The sequence below is a fragment of the Nocardia sp. BMG51109 genome (assembly GCF_000526215.1).
In the GTDB taxonomy this organism is placed as follows: Bacteria; Actinomycetota; Actinomycetes; order Mycobacteriales; family Mycobacteriaceae; genus Nocardia.
On the sequence record NZ_JAFQ01000004.1, the window covers coordinates 6529959 to 6545573 of the forward strand.

Here is a 15615-nt window from a genome sequence, read left to right on the forward strand (position 1 = left end):
TCATGGACCTTCGGCAACGGCTCGCCCGTGCGTCCGGCCTGCTGTATCTCGTCATCGCCGTCTGCGGGCTCTGCGCCCCACTCGCATTCGGCGATACGAGCGACCCGGTCGCGGCGGCGGCAGACCTCGAACGGCACCACACTGTTTTCGCCGCCGGCGTCGTCGGCTGGACCGTTCTCGTCCTCGCCGACACCGCCGTCGCGGTCACCCTCTACCTCTTGCTGCGGCCGGTCGCGCCCACCCTCGCCGCGATCACCGCGGCACTACGACTGGTCTATTCCGCGATGCTCGGCGCATGCCTGATCCACCTCGGCACCGCCTTCTCGCTCCGGTCCGACCCGAGCTACCGGCACGGCCTCGACCCCGCGGCCACGGACACGTTCCGCGCGGTAGCGCTGAGCGCCTTCGACACCGGATTTCGCCTGGCCCTCATCGTCTTCGGAGTCCACTGCCTCGGCCTGGGCATGCTGTTCCGGCGTGCCCGCTACATCCCACGTCTGCTCGCGGCACTGCTACTCGCCGCCGGAATCGGTTACATCACCACCAGTCTCCTCGCTGTCCTCGCGCTGGCGGCCGACGGCGAACTCACCTCGCTGCTGCTCGTCCCGGCACTCGTCGGAGAGCTGGGGCTCACGTTCTGGCTCCTCGTCAAAGGCGTCGACGGGCGCGCACCGTCACGGGCCCGGGTTCCGACCCCGGCAGCCGAGTAGCGGGTTCAGGTCGACCATGGGTAGTCCGACGCGGCCGGCTCGATCATTTCGCGTTCGAGTTCGGCGCGGATCTCGGCGATGTAGTCCTCGGGATCGGAGTGGATGCGGGTGATCACCCGCTGCAGCGGTTGAGCCTGCGGTTCGTGTTCCATACTCCACAAAGCCATCTCGAACAGCACCGGCAGGGCGTCGACGGCTCGCCCGGTCGGGACGTAGTGGACCTGGTTGCGTTCACCGCTGCCCACTCGCACTACCAGGTTCGCGGCTTCCAGGCGCTTGAGCCGGTCCAGCAGAACGCTGGTCGAGATCCGTTCGGCGGAGTCGAGGAATTCCACCGGACGCCGTTTGCCGACCAGCAGCATGTCACGCAGCACCAGCAGCGTCCACGGATCGCCGAATACCTCGAGGAACATGTTCATCGGGCACGTCGATTTTCCCACCGCGCGTTTCATGCACCCAGCATACCGACAACATTTGCATTACCAAAATGTTAGGGTAACGGTACGTCGGCCACATGTTCGAACGAGCCGTTCGAACAGATGACGCGGCGCTTTCCCGTAGCACTCGAACCAAGGAACCCTCATGCGACAGAACGTGATCGACACCGTCTCCGCGATGACCGCCGCCCTCGAACGCGGTGACATCGACACCGTCATGTCGTTCTACGTCGACGACGCGGCCGTGGCGTTCGAACCGGGCGATGCCGTGCGTGGTGAGCAGCAGCTGCGGGCCGGGTTCGCGGCCTTCGCCGCGGTGAAACCCGACTTCCGCTACGACAACGGACATGAGGTCATGATCACCGGCGACATTGCCGTGCACATCGCGCCGTGGACGATGAGCGGCACCGCCCCCGACGGCACGCCGATCGCCCGGAACGGACTGTCGGTGGCGACCCTGCGTCGCCAGCTCGATGACAGCTGGAAGATCGTGCTCGACAACCCCTTCGGTGCTCGCCTCATGCCCTGACCAGTGCGTTACCGAGGGAGTCCGGGTTTGCGACCGGGCTGGGAACAGACTCCGGGCGGGACAGCGGCCGCTGTCCCGCCCGGAGTCGTCGATGTGGAAAAGGGGTGGCTCGCCCCCCGATCTCGGGGGTCTACCGATCGGTCGGCTCGTCGTCGTCCTCGTCCGGGCGCGCGTGATCCGGTACGCCCGGGTTGGGATCCCGGTCGAGATCGATCAGCGGATGCACGCCGGCGCCCTCCGGCGCCGCATGTTTGCCCTGACTCGTCGTCTGCTGCGTATCCCCGTCGTTGGTCACGCCTGCCAGGTTATCGGAGCCCGATGCTCCGGTTGCACGCGCCACGCGCGGAACACCGGCACGCCGGCCGCCGCTCACCGCCACACCAGTTTGAGCACCGCGGGCGTGAGCAGCAGCCGAATCACGGTGGCGTCCAAGACCAGCGCCGCGATCATCCCGTAGGCGATGTACTTCATCAGCACCAGATCCGAGAACCCGAACGCCCCGGTGACCACGATGAGAATCGCCGCCGCGGAGGTGATCACGCTGCCGGTGTGCGCGATGCCGTACCGAATGGCCTCCGCCGGGGGCGCACCGTTCGCGCGGGCCTCGGCCATCCGGGACTGCAGGAACACCTCGTAGTCGGTGGACAGCCCGAACAGCACCGTCACGATCAGCACGAGCACCGCGAACATCAGCGGCCCGGGTGTGAACCGCAGCAGCTCCGCACCGTGCCCCTCGACGAAGATCCAGGTCAGGATGCCGAGTGTGGCACCGAGGCTGAGCGCGCTGAGCAGCACGGCCTTCACCGCCAGCACCATCGACCGGAACGCCACGTACATCAGCGCGAGGGCGGCCAGCACCAGGATCGCCGCCAGCAGCGGCAGTCCGGCGATCAGCCCGTGGATCGCGTCGCGTTCCAGCGCCGGCACCCCCGCCACCATCACCCGCACGCCCGGCGGTTCCTCGATCGCGCGCAGCGTGGCGATGGCGGCGTCGGCGTGGCGCTCGTCGGCAAGCCCGGTGGACAGGACGTTGATGCCGTCGGTGGTCGGCGCGGACGCCTCGAACCGTCCGGTCAGTCCCGGCGCGAAGTCGGCCTGGAACCGGATGTCGGACAGTTGCTGCGGATTCGCCCCGACGACAACGAGTTTCAGCGGCTCGGTGCGGAACCCGGGGAACAGCGTGTCGAACCGCTCCTGCGCCACCCGGGCCGGGGCGTCGGCGGCCAGGTAGCGCTCGCTGAGCCCGCCGAATTCGATGTGGCGGAACGGGATCAGCAGCGCCAGCAGCCCCAGCACCACCGGCACGATCACCCACACCGGGCGCCGCATCGCGAACAACGCCAGCCGGGAGAAGAAGCGATGCCCTTCCTCGGTCCGCGCGGGATCGGTTCGGGGACTGCCGGATTCGGTTCGGCCGCGCCGGGCGGCGAGCCGGCGCGGGCCCCACCGGTCGATGCGCCGCCCGACGATGCTCAGCGCCGCGGGCAGCGCGGTCACCGACAGCAGCGCCGCCAGCAGCACCGAGCAGATGCCGCCGTAGGGCACCGACCGCAGTACCCCGTTCGGGTAGATGAACAGCGCGCCGAGGCTGACCGCGATGATCGCCGCGGAGAACAGCACCGTGCGCCCGGCGGTGGCGACGGTGCGGGCGGTGGCGTCCTGCACGCTGCGCCCGGCGGCCAGTTCCTCCCGGAACCGGGTCACCGCGAACAGGCCGTAATCGATGGCCAGGCCCAGGCTCACCAGCGTCACCACCGCGCTGGCGAACACGTTGACCTCGATGTAGTCGGTGAGCACCCGCATCATGCCCTGGCTGCCCAGGATCGTCATGCCGCCGATCAGCACCGGTAGCAACGCCCCCACCACGCCGCCGAACACGAAGAACAGCAGAATCGCCACGATCGGCAGCGCGATCATCTCGGCGCGGCGGATGTCGTCCTGCATGCCGATGTTGAGGCCCTCCACCACCGGCTGCAGCCCGGCCAGCTGCACCGTGGTGCCGCCCGGGCCGCCGCCGGGATCGTCGGCGCGCAGATCGTCGCGGATGGCGAGGTAGTTGTTCACCGATTCGGTGTCGTTGCCGCGCAGCCCGATACTGGCGAAGGCGTGCGTGCGCGACGCGTCGGCGAACTGGCCCATCATCGAGCCGTCGAAATAGCTGTCGATCTTCTGGATGCGGTCGGGATACTTCGCGCGCAGCTGTGCCAGTTCCGCGGTCACCGCGTCGCTCACCGGCGCGTCGTCGACGGTGTGGCCGGGCGGCGCGGTGTAGAGGACGATCACATCGGCGTCGCGGTCGCGCCCGAACGTCCGGTCGGCCAGCTCGGAGGCCACCACCGATTCGCTGCGCTCGTCGAACCAGCCGGCCTGGGTCAGCCGGGACTGGAGGTCCTTGCCGAACAGGCCCGACAGCACCACGAGGCCCACGAACAGCGCGAGCACCAGATACCGATGGCGGTGCACGAACCGGCCCCACCGCAGCGAGAACTGTTCCACCATGCCGGGATTCAGCCGCAGGCCGGGGTCTTGTAATCGGCCGAGCGCAGGATTCCGCACAGGTCGGAGCGCGAGATCTTCCACGTGCCGTCGATGTCGACGAAGTGCACGATCGTGGTGCGCACGTTGCTGCCCGTGCCGTCCTTGTCCAGACGCATGGTCGCGGTCAGGGTGCCGTCGTGGTTGTCGAACACCGGGTCGGTGACGCCGTACACGGCGCGCGGATTGTCCTGCATCGCCTTGTACATGTCGGGGATGGCCTGGCTGAACGCGGCGCCGTCCTCGATCAGGGCGGTGCGGTCGCTGTCGGGTAGCGACGGGTCCAGCGCGCGCTTGATCCGGCTGTCGAGTTCGGCGGCGGTGGGGATCGGCCGGTTGGCGCTGCTGACGGCGGCGGCCTGGGACGAGGCGGTCAGCGCGGCGTACGCCGAGGACCGCGCGGCGGCCACCGACTCCTCGCCCGGGTCGCCGCCGCAGGCTCCCGCCAGCACGGCCAGCGCCAGCAGAGGTGGCGCCACGGCGGCCGATCGTCGCAATGCCATCTGCATCCTCACCCGTCGTCGAATGTTACCGGTAGTTCTCCTACAGTCTGGCACGCGGCGCGGCGATCCCCGCGCAACCCGGCCTCACCTCCCGAAGTCGTTGGCGGCCAAGGGATTACCGGGCATCGCCCGTCATATCGGTCAGGACGGATCCGATCCGGTCCAGCAGGGCACGCACCGGCGTGGCGGTCTGGCCGGCGGGCGGCACGGGCACCGCGGCCGCGACCAGATCGCGCACCGCGGCGGCCACGCTGCGCTCGTCGTCCAGGTCGATATCGGTGACGGGGGCCGCGGCGACGGCGACCACGTCCTCCGGGCCCGGCACGGCGGCGGTGCCGCGGCCGGCCCGGTAGATCTCGACGGTGAGCGCCGAGCGCACGGTGCGGAAGGCGAACGGGTGCCCGTCGCCGGTGTCGCCGAACCCGTGCGCGAAGGGGCCTACGGTGATGTCCTCGAGGAAGAATCCGGACGGTCGGCCTGCTGTCAACGCGATCTCCCACGGTCGGCGGCTGTTCGGGTTCGACGGTAGCCCTCCCCGCCGACAGGTCCGCGGCGCCCGCCGAATCGCGGTGCGCGGGAACCCCGGCGCGCGGGCGTGTTCCGTGATCATGGTCAGATGAAGAGGCTCGCACGAGTCGCGGGCCGGGATCGTCTCGGGACAGTGAAGGAGTTCGGTGCATGCGCGGTCACGGCTGGAACCGGTCGTCCGGCCGGCGCGGAGGGTGCGCGGTGCTCGCGGCCACCGCCGCGGTGGCGTTCGTCGCGGGCTGCTCGTCGTCGGGCGAGGGGAAGGAAGCCGGCAGCGCCGCTCCCGCGGCCGCCGCACCGGCACCCGCGCCGTCGGCAGCGCCGGCCGGGACGGTGAGCGCCGCCGGTCCCCTCGCCGCCGTGCTCGCCGAGCCCGCCGGTGGGCGGCTGGCGCTGCTGGACGCCGACGCGGTCACCCTGGGCCTGCGCGGGGCCGGAGCGCCGGAGCGGACCGTCACGCTGCCCGCGCCGGCCGCGGCGCTCGCACCGGGCGCACCCGGTGAGATCCTCGCCGCCGCCGGTCGCACCCTGGTGCATATCGACGCCGTGACCGGCGAGACCCGCGCCGTCCCGCTGGACGGCGACGCCCGCGCGGTGGCCCGCCGCAGCGACGGCAGCCTCGCGGTCGGCCTGGCCGACGGCCGGGTCCAGATCCTCGCCGCCGACGGTCATCTCGCGCAGACGGTCGCGGATCTGTCCGGTGTCGACGCGGTCGCCGCCACGGGCGCCGCGGTCACCGTGCTGGACCGCGCCCAGACCAGCATCACCCAGCTCGACCTGGGCCGCGGCGAGCCCGGGCTGGCGTTGCGGGCCGGTACCGGCGCCACCAACCTCGTCTCCGATCACTACGGCCGGCTGCTGGTCACCGATACCGCGGGCGGCGCGCTGCTGGTCTATACCGCCGAACCTCTCGTCCTGCGTCAGCGCTTCCCGGTAGGCTCGTCGCCCTACGCGCTCGCTTACGATCAGCGGTCCGAGACCGTTTGGGTGACGCTCACCGCGAGCAACGAAGTGGTCGGATTCGACCTGTCGACGGGTATACCGGAGGAAGTGGGACGCTTCGCGACGGTGCGCCAGCCGAATGCGGTGACCATCGACGAACGCACCGGCGACATGTTCGTGGGATCCGCGACCGGCGACGGTCTCCAGCGGATCGGCGCGGACGAGAGGAAGAGAGGGCAGTGATGACTCGGGCCTCGGCGCACCGTTCGCAGCGCAGGCGGTCGATTCCCGCGGAGTGGGAGGAGACCAGCGAGGAGGGGGAATACGAATACGTCCCGTTACGACTACCGCCCGACATGACCCGGGTGACGGCGTCGATGCGGCTGGCCATCCAGGCCGAATACGGCGGCTGGGAGCTGTCGCGGGTGCGTGCCTACACCGACGGCAGCCGCCGGGTGCTGCTGCGCCGGCGCAAGACCACCTTCCCCGTCGCCCAGCCGGGGATGTGACGGGGATGTATTCCTTAGTGCTGCGGCTGATGTTCCTGCTGCCCCCGGAGCGCATCCACCGCTGGGTCTTCGCCGCGATGCGGCTGGCCACCGGTGTCGCCCCGCTGCGCGCGCTGCTGTCGCGGCTGACCGTGGTCGGCGATCCGGTGCTGCGCACCACCGCGTTCGGGGTGGACTTCCCCGCACCGCTGGGCCTGGCCGCCGGGTTCGACAAGGACGCCGACGGCGTGAACGCCTGGGGGCCCTTGGGTTTCGGCTATGCCGAGATCGGCACCGTCACCGCCGAGGCACAGCCGGGCAATCCGGCGCCACGGCTGTTCCGGCTGCCCGCCGACCGGGCGCTGATCAACCGGATGGGCTTCAACAACCACGGCGCGGCCGCGGCCGCCGAACGCCTGCGCGGCCGCCGCCCGGGCGGCGTGCCGATCGGCGCCAACATCGGCAAGACCAAGGCCACCCCCGCCGAGCGGGCCGCCGAGGACTACGCCACCAGCGCCACCCTGCTCGGCCCGCTCGCCGATTTCGTCGTCGTCAACGTCAGCTCCCCCAACACCCCCGGCCTGCGCGACCTGCAGGCGGTGGAATCGCTGCGGCCGCTGCTGGCCGCCGTGCTCGAACGCGTCCAGGTGCCGGTACTGGTGAAGATCGCCCCCGACCTGTCCGACGACGATATCGATGCCGCCGCCGATCTGGCCGTCGAACTCGGCCTGGCCGGCATCGTCGCCACCAACACCACCGTCCGCCGCGACGGACTGGCCACCCCCGACGACGAGGTCGACGCGATGGGCGCCGGCGGGCTGTCGGGCTCGCCGGTGGCCGACCGCTCGCTCGAGGTGCTGCGCCGCCTGTACGCCCGCGTCGGCGACAAGCTGGTGCTGATCTCGGTCGGCGGCATCGAGAACGCCGATCAGGCCTACGAGCGCATCCTCGCCGGCGCCACTCTGCTGCAGGGCTACACCGGTTTCATCTACGGCGGCCCGTTCTGGACCCGCCGCATCCATCGCGGCCTGGCCCAGCGACTGCGCGCGAACGGCTACCGCGGCCTCGCCGAGGCCGTCGGCGCCGGGCTCGAGACCCGCGCCTGAGCGCGGCCCTGCCTGCCGGACCGGTTGCACGGGTCGCGGCGCACCACCCGGATGCCGCGAATTCCCCCGCGAATCCCCCATCGTCCCACCGTGTTCCGGCCACTCGGCGCGGGACGGCGTCCGGACATCGTGGGGGCGGCAGCCAAATGCCGTGGCGGCGCGGGACGACGTCGTGGCGGCGCGGGACTCAGCCGCACAGACGCGGTCGGTCCTCGGCGAGATCGGCGGGGTGGTAGCGGAAGGTCGGGCCCGACAGCACCGGTTCGGACTCCCGGGGGCTGCGGCCACCGGAGTGCCGCCGCATGCGGGTGATCATCCGCCGCGACAGCAGGATCACCGCCTCCTCGTAGCGCACGCCGAGGGCGGCCGCGCACTGAGCCACCCGCTGGTGTGCCGTCTCGTCGTGCACGGCGGTGGGATCGCTGAGCAACTCGTCGAGTTCCATGCCGGCCAGCGCCTGCGCGCGGGTCAACCGGTGTTCGGGCAGCCAGCTCAGCCGCCACACCGCCGCCCCGGCACCGTCGACGCGGAATGCGCGCTCGGGGGTCCGGTCACTGATCATCGCCCAGTCGGTCGTCTCGATGGTCACGGCTGTTCTCCTCTCGAGTCCCGCCCCGTGCAGCACTGCCGCTGCGCCGGGCCGGGCGGTCACCCCGGACATCGGCGCAGATGGCCGAAGGGCCGCGATGCGCGGCGTCATCATCCGCACCGTCTGGTTCGCTCGGCCGAAACCGTTCCGGCGCGGAGACGACACTCGGAGAGAATCGTTCCCGGCCATCGGGCCTCCCGGATGCTTCGGCGTTACAATGCCGATGCCGGAGCGTCACTTGCCGTATTTCTCAGGCAAATGCCACCCGGCACTCTAATGATTGCCGATTTCGGCAGTCGATAAACCGGCAGCGACCCGGTACGTTCGCAACGTCGACCCGATGATCACTGCGTACCGAGACGGAGGTGACCGCTCCGATGGCGGGACAGGACGCAACGGTCGCGGCCGTGCGCGCGGTACTCGCCCGGCTGTGCAAACGCGCCGGATTGAGCCCGGAACGCCTGCGCAGCACCGAAATCGACGTCCGCCCGCTGCTGGATCTGTACGTGGTGCGCCAGCATGCGCACCATGCCGGGACCGCGCCGGCCGACGCGGTGCTGCCGGTGGTGCGCGATCTGGCCCGGCGCCTGCCGCCGCCGCAGCGGCTGATCGCCGACGTCGGGTTGTCGCTGGGCCTGCTGCGCGACGACATCCCCGACACCGTCGATCCGGATCTGCTCTACGCACCCGACCTCGGCCGCCGCCGCGAATATCTGAGCCGGTCCTGGACGCGGCTGCTCGACGCCGTCGGCGGCGACACGGCGGACCCGGTGCCCACGCCGCGGCAATTGCGCGGCAGACTGGAGTCCGAAACCTTCACGCTGCTGGCGCAGCGGTTGACCGCGGCCTCCGGATACGCGTCGATGTCCGCCCCGCCGCCGGCGAGCACGACCGCCGTCGAACGCGTCGGCACGGTCACCGTGATCGGTGACGCCGTGCTCGACAACATCTGCAGCATCGTCGACCACTTCCCGGCCCCCGACGACCCGGCCATCGGCACCTTCCTCGACCGACCCGGCGGCAAGGGCCTCAACCGCGCGGTGGCGGCCGCCCGCCAGGGATTGCGGGTGCGGCTGATCGCGGCCGTCGGCGACGACATCCGCGGCCGCCGCATCCTCGACCACCTGCGCGCCGAGGGGGTCGAAACCGATCTCGTCCGCGTCGTGCCCGAGGCCACCACCCCGGTCACGGTCGTGCTGGTGACCGGCACCGGCGAAACGCTCAACATCGCCTGCCCGGACGATCGGGTGCGGCTGGCCGCCGAGGATCTGCGCACGCCGGCGGCCCGTGCGGCGCTGGCCGATTCCGATGCGGTACTGCTCACCTTCGAGCCGCCGGCCGCGGTGATCGAGGAGGCGCTGGACGGCGGCTCCCGTCGCCCCGGGCACCGCCTGCTGGTGCAGCCGGCGCCAGCCGCCGAAGGCCCGCAGCGGTTCTACCGCTTCTTCGGCGCCGTCGACTACCTGATCGGGACCCGGCGCGAACTCGCCGCCCTGGCGCCGATGACCGAACCGACCGAATCCTCGCCGGACGGGGACGCGGAGCTGGCGCGCCGGCTGCGCATCCTCGGCGCCGGCGCCGTGTGCATGGTGGAGGAATTCGCCACCAGTGTGCGGTCCGACGACCTCGACGTCGACGTCGGGCCGTTCCCGGTCGCCCTGAAGGATTCGCCGGGCGCGCCGGCGGCCTTCGCCGCCGCCCTGGCACGGCGACTGGTCACCGGTGACCACCGGGCCGACGCCGACGACTTCCTGTGGGCCACAGCGGCTATGGCGGCAACGCAGTCGACCGGCGCGATCTCCGGGGCGATGCCGACACCCGACGAGGTCGACCGGATGGTCGAGCTGGCCGGGGCCACGGTTCCGACGCGCATCGAGACCCGGTGACGCCGATTGTTTGCCCGGCTGTCGGCGCCACCCGGACGACGGCTATCGTCTCGTGCCGTCGTGAACGAATATCTCTTCCGGCGGCGCGACGCTCCATGCGGCCGGTTGCCCTACGTAACGACCCGACATCCTTCGGAGGAGCATTTGACAACCCACCTCGACCAGACCGATCACGACGGGGGCGACGCCGACCGACGCGACGACACCCGGCACCACATCCGCCGCAAGGGCAGGGACCTGTCGGTGCGGGTGCGAGAGTTCCGCGATCCGCGCAACGGCGGCACGATCCTGCTGTTCGGTGACGTTGCCGACGGTTGTCTGGTCCGGATCCATTCGCGCTGTCTGTACGGCGACGCACTGCACAGTGAGGACTGCGACTGCGGGCCGGAACTCGATCTCGCCATGGACCTGATCCAGGACGCCGGCGCGGGCGTGCTGGTCTACCTCGAGCAGGAAGGCCGCGGTTCGGGACTGCTCGCCAAGGCGCGCGGCCTGCACTACAGCGAGGCCCAGGGCGTGGACACCTTCACCAGCTACCGGCACCTGGATCTTCCCGCCGACTGCCGTTCCTACGCGACCGCGGCGCGGCAGCTGCACGACCTCGGACTGCGCTTCGTGCGGCTGCTGACGAATAATCCGGAGAAGGTGAAAGACCTGGCGGACACGGGAATTCGGGTGGAGCGGGTGCCGCTGATCACCGAACCGCGCAGCGAACGCGCCCGTGCCTACATGGAATCCAAGCGGCACATCCGCGGCCATCTGCTGCCGGAGTTCGGGACGCACCAGTCGCCGTCGCCCGTCGACGCGGCCCCGGCGCACCGCACGGCAACCGAGCCGGCGGACGTACCCCGGACACCGGCCGCGCCGTCCCCGGGCGCCATACCCGACCCCCTCTGCGCGGCCGCGGCCGAGCGTCTGTAAGTCCCTTCGCATTCCGGAACGCACGGATAGGATGAGTGAGCCGCGTCACGCGGGCGCCCCGCCGGCCGTGCGTATCCGATCTCCGCCACGTCGAGTTCGTACCGTTTCCCGGTGGAGCGCCCGGTTCGCACACCGATCGGGAAACAGGATATGACGACAGACATCGCCTATACGCATCAGTCCGGCAGCACCGTCCGCACTGTGCCGGAGGCATTCCAACAGACAGCGACCCTGCGCCCGCACCAGGTGGCGCTGCGCACGGTGGGCGGTACCCAGCAGATCACCTGGGCCGACTACGACCGCCGGGTCCGGGCGATCGCCGCGGGCCTGGCGAAACTCGGTGTCTCACACGGCGACACCGTCGGTATCATGCTGACCAACCGGCCGGAGTTCAACCTGGTCGACACCGCGGCGTTGCATCTGGGCGCCGCGCCGTTCTCGGTGTACAACACCAGTTCCGCCGAACAGATCGCGCACGTCTTCGGCAACGCCGGCAACCGGATCGTCATCACCGAGCGGGCATTCCTCGACGTGGTCCAGTCCTCCGGCGTCGCGGTCGACCACCTCGTGCTGGTCGACGGGCAGGCCGCCGATACGACCGCGCTGGCCGACGTGGAGGCCGACCCGGCCGCCGATTTCGACTTCGACGCCGCCTGGAAAGCGGTACGGCCCGACGATCTGGCCACCCTCATCTACACCTCCGGCACCACCGGCCCGTCCAAGGGCGTGGAGATCACCCACGCCAACGTCGTCGCCCAGATCGCCGGGCTGACCACCGGCGCCGGGCCGCTGGTGGTCGGCATCGACGACCGCGCGGTGTCGTACCTGCCGGCCGCGCACGTCGCCGACCGCATCTCCGGGCACTGCGCCAACCTGTTCACCGGGGTGAGCATCACGTGCGTGCCCGATCCGCGCGAGATCGCCGCCGCCCTGCCCGACGCGCGGCCCACCGCCTTCTTCGGTGTCCCGCGGGTCTGGCAGAAGATCAAGGCCGGTATCGACGCCAAGCTCGCCACCGAATCCAGCCCGGTGAAGAAGGCGCTCGCGAACTGGGCCATCGGCGTCGGTGTCGAGGCCGCGCGGACCCGGCTGTCCGGCGGGCGGGTGAATCCGCTGCTGACCGCCCGGCATCGGGTGGCCGACGCGCTGGTGCTGTCGAAACTGCGCACCGCGCTGGGCCTGGAGGAACTGCGGGTGGCCGCCTCCGGCGCCGCCGCGATCCCGCCGGAGACCCTCGAATACCTGCTCGGCCTGGGCTTCACCGTGACCGAGGTGTGGGGCATGTCGGAGACCACCGGCGTCGGCACCTTCACCGAACTGGACGCGCCGCGCCCGGGCTCGGTCGGCCGCGCCCTGCACGGGGCCGAACTGCGCCTCGACAGCGACGGCGAACTGCTGATCCGCGGCCCGATCGTCACCCGCGGCTACCGCGGCATGCCCGACAAGACCGCCGCGGCCCTCGACGACGACGGCTGGCTGCACACCGGCGACGTCGCCACCATCGCCGGCGACGGCTACGTGACGATCGTGGACCGCAAGAAGGAGCTGATCATCAGCGAGGGCGGGAAGAACATATCGCCCACCGCCATCGAGAACGCGGTCAAGACGGTCTCCTCGCTGGTCGGGCAGGTGGTGGCGATCGGCGACGCCCGCCCCTACATCACCGCGCTGATCGTGCTCGATCCCGACACCGCGGCGGTGCGCGCCAAGTCGCTGGACGCACCCGACGCCGATGTGGCCGCGCTGGCCGCCCGCCCCGAGATCGTCGACGAGATCCGCGCCGCCATCGTGTCCGGCAACTCGCGCATCTCCCGGGCCGAGCAGGTCAAGCGGTTCCGGATCCTGCCGCAGGCGTGGGAACCCGGCGGCGAGGAGATCACGCCCACGCTGAAACTCAAGCGCAGCCCGATCGGCACCAAGTACGCCGCCGAGATCGCCGAACTGTACGCCGATCCGGTGCCCGAGGGCGTGATCGACCTGCGGTAGACGTGCGTGCGGCGCAGGCACGCACGCGGTGCCACCCTGCATTCGGTGCAGAAAAACGTTGTGGCCCGGGCTAATTCGGCCCGGGCCACAACGTTGTGCGATCCATTCGTCATCCAGCCTCGACGTCCCCCGTCGTCGCGGTGTCAACGAATCCCGTCATCCCGGCGTCTTTCGGCCGGGATCTCAGCGTGGATTCCGGCCGAAGCACGCCGGAATGACGGGAACGGGGACGCGAAGTTGAGGACGAGGATGCGGGATGGCGGTTACTTCACCTCGTAGGTGGCGACGATGTGGGTGCGGGCGATCGCGTGCGAGAACAGGTTGAAGCCCAGGAATGCCGGACTGGCGTCGGCGCCGATGCCCAGCGACTCGACGTCGACCGCGTGCACGGTGATGAAATAGCGGTGGTAGCCGTGCCCGGCCGGCGGGGCCGCGCCGATGAACCCGGCCACCCCGCCGTCGTTGCGCAGGTGCAGCGCACCGGACGGCAGCGCGCCGCCCTCGCTGCCCGCACCGCGCGGCAGCGACGTGGTCGCCACCGGGATGTCGGCCACTGCCCAGTGCCAGAACCCGGACGCGGTCGGGGCGTCGGGATCGAACACGGTCACCGCGAAGCTGCGCGTTTCCGCGGGGAACCCGGACCACGACAGTTGCGGCGAGATGTCCTTGCCGCCGGCGCCGAACACGCCGCTGACCTGATCGTTGCCGAATGCCTGACCGTCGGTGGCGTCCTCGGAGGTCAGCGTGAACGACGGCAGCTGCGGCAGCGAGGCGTAGGGATCGTAGGAGTAGTCGGGCACGTGAGCCGTCCTTTCAAATCGTCAGCTGTGCAACAGGAATTGCTCCAGGACCTGTGTGCCGAACTCGAGCGCGTCCACCGGGACGCGCTCGTCGACACCGTGGAACAACGCCGAGAAGTCCAGGTCCGGCGGCAGCCGCAGCGGCGCGAAGCCGAAACAGCGAATTCCCAAGCGGGCGAACGCCTTGGCGTCCGTGCCGCCGGACAGCATATAGGGCACGGTGCGGCCGTTCGGGTCGTGCGCGAGGATCGCGTCGTTCATCGCGTCGACCAGATGCCCGTCGAACGTCGTCTCGTAGGAGTCGAGCTTGGTGATCCACTCGCGCTCCACGTCGGGTCCGATCAGCTCGTCGACCTCCCGCTCGAACGCGGCCTGGCGGCCCGGCACCACGCGGCAGTCCACCACCGCCTCGGCGGTCTGCGGGATGACGTTGGCCTTGTATCCGGCGCGCAGCATCGTCGGGTTGGCGGTGTCGCGCAGGGTGGCGCCGATGATGCGGGAGATCGTGCCGAGCTTCGCCAGCTGGCCCTCGATGTCCGGGCCCGCCGGATCGAAGGCGATCCCGGTCTCCTCGCCCACCGCCGCCAGGAACTCCGCCACCGAATCCGACAGCACCGGCGGGAAGGTGTGCGTGCCGAGCCGGGCCACCGCCTCGGCCAGGATCGTCACCGCGTTGTCGTCGTGCAGGAACGAGCCGTGCCCGGCGCGGGCCTTGGCGCGCAACCGCATCCAGCCCAGGCCCTTCTCCGCGGTCTCCACGAGATACAGCCGCCGCTCGGTGCCGTCGCGGCGCGGCACCGTCAGCGAGAAGCCGCCGACCTCACCGACCGCCTCGGTAACGCCCTCGAACAGGTCCGGGCGGTTGTCGGCCAGCCACTGCGAACCCCAGCGGCCGCCGTTCTCCTCGTCGGCCAGGAACGCGAACACCAGATCCCGCGGCGGCACCGTGCCCTCGAGCTTGAACTGCCGGGCCACCGCCAGCGTCATGCCGACCATGTCCTTCATATCGATTGCGCCGCGGCCCCACACGTAGCCGTCGCGCACCGCGCCGGAGAACGGGTGCACGCTCCAGTCGGCGGCCTCGGCGGGCACCACGTCCAGGTGCCCGTGGATCATCAGCGCGCCCCGGTCCGGGTCGGCGCCGGGCAGCCGGGCGAACACGTTGCCGCGGCCGGGCGCGCCGGATTCGACGTACTCGGTGGTGTAACCGACCTCCTGCAATCGGTCGATCACCCACTGCGCGCATTCCTGTTCGCCCCTGGTGGTTTCCAGCTCGCCGGTGTTGGACGTGTCGAACCGGATCAGCGTACTGACCAGGTCGACCACCTCGGAGACGGCGCGGGAGGCGGACTCGGTTCGGGGTTCGTCACCAGCAGCAGACACGTCCCCTTCCTACCATTGCGCGCGCCGCATACCGCGCGTTACCCGCAGCGTGCGCGCAAACGGAGAGTGGTGCGCGCCCTTCCAGTAGGTTCTGCCGCAGTCGGCGCACCGGGCGAAGGTCTCGTGGTTTGTTCCGGGTTCCCGCGGCCTGCGGCCTTGTGGTGTCTACCAGACGAAAACCGGTGCGGCTGAAGTCGATCCCAAATGTCCGGTGGATCCTTGCCCGGCCCGGCGCGGGCGTCCTAGGTTCGGCACAGTCGGGTCGCAGGTGG

General features: G+C 70.6%; 16 protein-coding genes and 1 pseudogene. 8 read left to right on the forward strand and 9 right to left on the reverse strand.

From position 1 onward, the window contains the following. Window positions 1-2: 2 nt before the first annotated feature. Window positions 3-710 (forward strand): DUF4386 domain-containing protein, encoded by a 708-nt coding sequence (locus tag D892_RS44095; protein ID WP_051499214.1) that lies wholly within the window; start codon window positions 3-5, stop codon window positions 708-710. A 5-nt stretch (window positions 711-715) separates the two neighbouring features. Here the strand turns inward: D892_RS44095 and D892_RS42505 are convergent, their stop codons facing one another. Next, window positions 716-1162, reverse strand: coding sequence for a helix-turn-helix domain-containing protein (locus tag D892_RS42505; protein ID WP_024804943.1), 447 nt, complete (start codon window positions 1160-1162; stop codon window positions 716-718). Between the two features lie 130 nt (window positions 1163-1292). On the opposite strand from D892_RS42505, the gene D892_RS44100 reads away from it, so the two are divergent. Continuing rightward, on the forward strand, window positions 1293-1676 hold the full coding sequence (locus D892_RS44100; protein WP_024804944.1) for a nuclear transport factor 2 family protein: 384 nt from the start codon (window positions 1293-1295) through the stop codon (window positions 1674-1676). A gap of 130 nt (window positions 1677-1806) precedes the next feature. On the opposite strand, the gene D892_RS0130830 is transcribed toward D892_RS44100, so the two are convergent. From D892_RS0130830 to D892_RS0130845, 4 genes are all read right to left on the reverse strand, one after another. Continuing rightward, window positions 1807-1971, reverse strand: a complete 165-nt coding sequence (locus D892_RS0130830) for a hypothetical protein (protein WP_198037016.1) — start codon at window positions 1969-1971, stop codon at window positions 1807-1809. A 74-nt stretch (window positions 1972-2045) separates the two neighbouring features. Continuing rightward, window positions 2046-4175, reverse strand: coding sequence for an MMPL family transporter (locus D892_RS0130835; RefSeq protein WP_024804946.1), 2130 nt, complete (start codon window positions 4173-4175; stop codon window positions 2046-2048). 8 nt (window positions 4176-4183) lie between these two features. Beyond that, window positions 4184-4714 carry a hypothetical protein gene (locus tag D892_RS0130840; RefSeq protein ID WP_024804947.1) on the reverse strand — a complete coding sequence of 177 codons (531 nt, stop codon included), beginning with the start codon at window positions 4712-4714 and terminating at the stop codon, window positions 4184-4186. Between the two features lie 115 nt (window positions 4715-4829). Then, window positions 4830-5201 carry a hypothetical protein gene (locus tag D892_RS0130845; protein ID WP_024804948.1) on the reverse strand — a complete coding sequence of 124 codons (372 nt, stop codon included), beginning with the start codon at window positions 5199-5201 and terminating at the stop codon, window positions 4830-4832. A 191-nt stretch (window positions 5202-5392) separates the two neighbouring features. On the opposite strand from D892_RS0130845, the gene D892_RS0130850 reads away from it, so the two are divergent. From D892_RS0130850 to D892_RS0130860, 3 genes are read left to right on the forward strand one after another with little or no spacing between them, the layout of a single operon-like run. Next, entirely contained in the window at window positions 5393-6427 is a 1035-nt protein-coding gene (locus tag D892_RS0130850; protein WP_024804949.1) for a YncE family protein, read from the forward strand. Continuing rightward, window positions 6427-6693: a DUF5703 family protein gene (locus D892_RS0130855; protein ID WP_024804950.1), complete on the forward strand. Its 267-nt coding sequence runs from the start codon at window positions 6427-6429 to the stop codon at window positions 6691-6693. The genes D892_RS0130850 and D892_RS0130855 overlap by 1 nt, the downstream gene beginning before the upstream one ends. 5 nt (window positions 6694-6698) lie before the next feature. Then, window positions 6699-7778, forward strand: coding sequence for a quinone-dependent dihydroorotate dehydrogenase (locus D892_RS0130860; protein ID WP_024804951.1), 1080 nt, complete (start codon window positions 6699-6701; stop codon window positions 7776-7778). Between the two features lie 187 nt (window positions 7779-7965). Here the strand turns inward: D892_RS0130860 and D892_RS42515 are convergent, their stop codons facing one another. Then, window positions 7966-8367, reverse strand: a complete 402-nt coding sequence (locus D892_RS42515) for a hypothetical protein (protein WP_024804952.1) — start codon at window positions 8365-8367, stop codon at window positions 7966-7968. Between the two features lie 365 nt (window positions 8368-8732). Between D892_RS42515 and D892_RS0130870 the strand changes: the two genes are divergently transcribed. The 3 genes from D892_RS0130870 to D892_RS0130880 all read left to right on the forward strand — a co-directional run bounded on the left by D892_RS0130870 (window position 8733) and on the right by D892_RS0130880 (window position 13160). Beyond that, window positions 8733-10253 (forward strand): PfkB family carbohydrate kinase, encoded by a 1521-nt coding sequence (locus tag D892_RS0130870; protein WP_232236207.1) that lies wholly within the window; start codon window positions 8733-8735, stop codon window positions 10251-10253. Between the two features lie 144 nt (window positions 10254-10397). Beyond that, the gene (locus D892_RS44105; RefSeq protein ID WP_024804954.1) at window positions 10398-11174 is read left to right on the forward strand and encodes a GTP cyclohydrolase II; all 777 of its coding nucleotides are present in this window, start codon (window positions 10398-10400) and stop codon (window positions 11172-11174) included. A gap of 150 nt (window positions 11175-11324) precedes the next feature. Then, window positions 11325-13160 (forward strand): long-chain fatty acid--CoA ligase, encoded by a 1836-nt coding sequence (locus D892_RS0130880; protein ID WP_024804955.1) that lies wholly within the window; start codon window positions 11325-11327, stop codon window positions 13158-13160. Between the two features lie 263 nt (window positions 13161-13423). On the opposite strand, the gene D892_RS0130885 is transcribed toward D892_RS0130880, so the two are convergent. The 3 genes and pseudogenes from D892_RS0130885 to D892_RS49790 all read right to left on the reverse strand — a co-directional run. Continuing rightward, entirely contained in the window at window positions 13424-13960 is a 537-nt protein-coding gene (locus D892_RS0130885) for a YbhB/YbcL family Raf kinase inhibitor-like protein (RefSeq protein WP_024804956.1), read from the reverse strand. A 21-nt stretch (window positions 13961-13981) separates the two neighbouring features. Then, entirely contained in the window at window positions 13982-15343 is a 1362-nt protein-coding gene (locus tag D892_RS0130890; protein ID WP_024804957.1) for a M20/M25/M40 family metallo-hydrolase, read from the reverse strand. Window positions 15344-15352: 9 nt separating this feature from the next. Beyond that, window positions 15353-15472 (reverse strand): annotated as a pseudogene (locus D892_RS49790) (Mut7-C RNAse domain-containing protein); the annotation flags it as partial. Window positions 15473-15615 lie beyond the last annotated feature (143 nt).

What these genes read in the sequence shown, in the direction of transcription:
- D892_RS0130850 (WP_024804949.1), top strand. Translation starts at nt 5,393, where the DNA reads ATGCGCGGTCACGGCTGGAACCGGTCGTCCGGCCGGCGCGGAGGGTGC.
- D892_RS0130835 (WP_024804946.1), bottom strand. Translation starts at nt 4,175, where the DNA reads ATGGTGGAACAGTTCTCGCTGCGGTGGGGCCGGTTCGTGCACCGCCAT.
- D892_RS0130860 (WP_024804951.1), top strand. Translation starts at nt 6,699, where the DNA reads ATGTATTCCTTAGTGCTGCGGCTGATGTTCCTGCTGCCCCCGGAGCGC.
- D892_RS42505 (WP_024804943.1), bottom strand. Translation starts at nt 1,162, where the DNA reads ATGAAACGCGCGGTGGGAAAATCGACGTGCCCGATGAACATGTTCCTC.
- D892_RS44100 (WP_024804944.1), top strand. Translation starts at nt 1,293, where the DNA reads ATGCGACAGAACGTGATCGACACCGTCTCCGCGATGACCGCCGCCCTC.
- D892_RS0130840 (WP_024804947.1), bottom strand. Translation starts at nt 4,714, where the DNA reads ATGGCATTGCGACGATCGGCCGCCGTGGCGCCACCTCTGCTGGCGCTG.
- D892_RS0130855 (WP_024804950.1), top strand. Translation starts at nt 6,427, where the DNA reads ATGACTCGGGCCTCGGCGCACCGTTCGCAGCGCAGGCGGTCGATTCCC.
- D892_RS44095 (WP_051499214.1), top strand. Translation starts at nt 3, where the DNA reads ATGGACCTTCGGCAACGGCTCGCCCGTGCGTCCGGCCTGCTGTATCTC.
- D892_RS0130880 (WP_024804955.1), top strand. Translation starts at nt 11,325, where the DNA reads ATGACGACAGACATCGCCTATACGCATCAGTCCGGCAGCACCGTCCGC.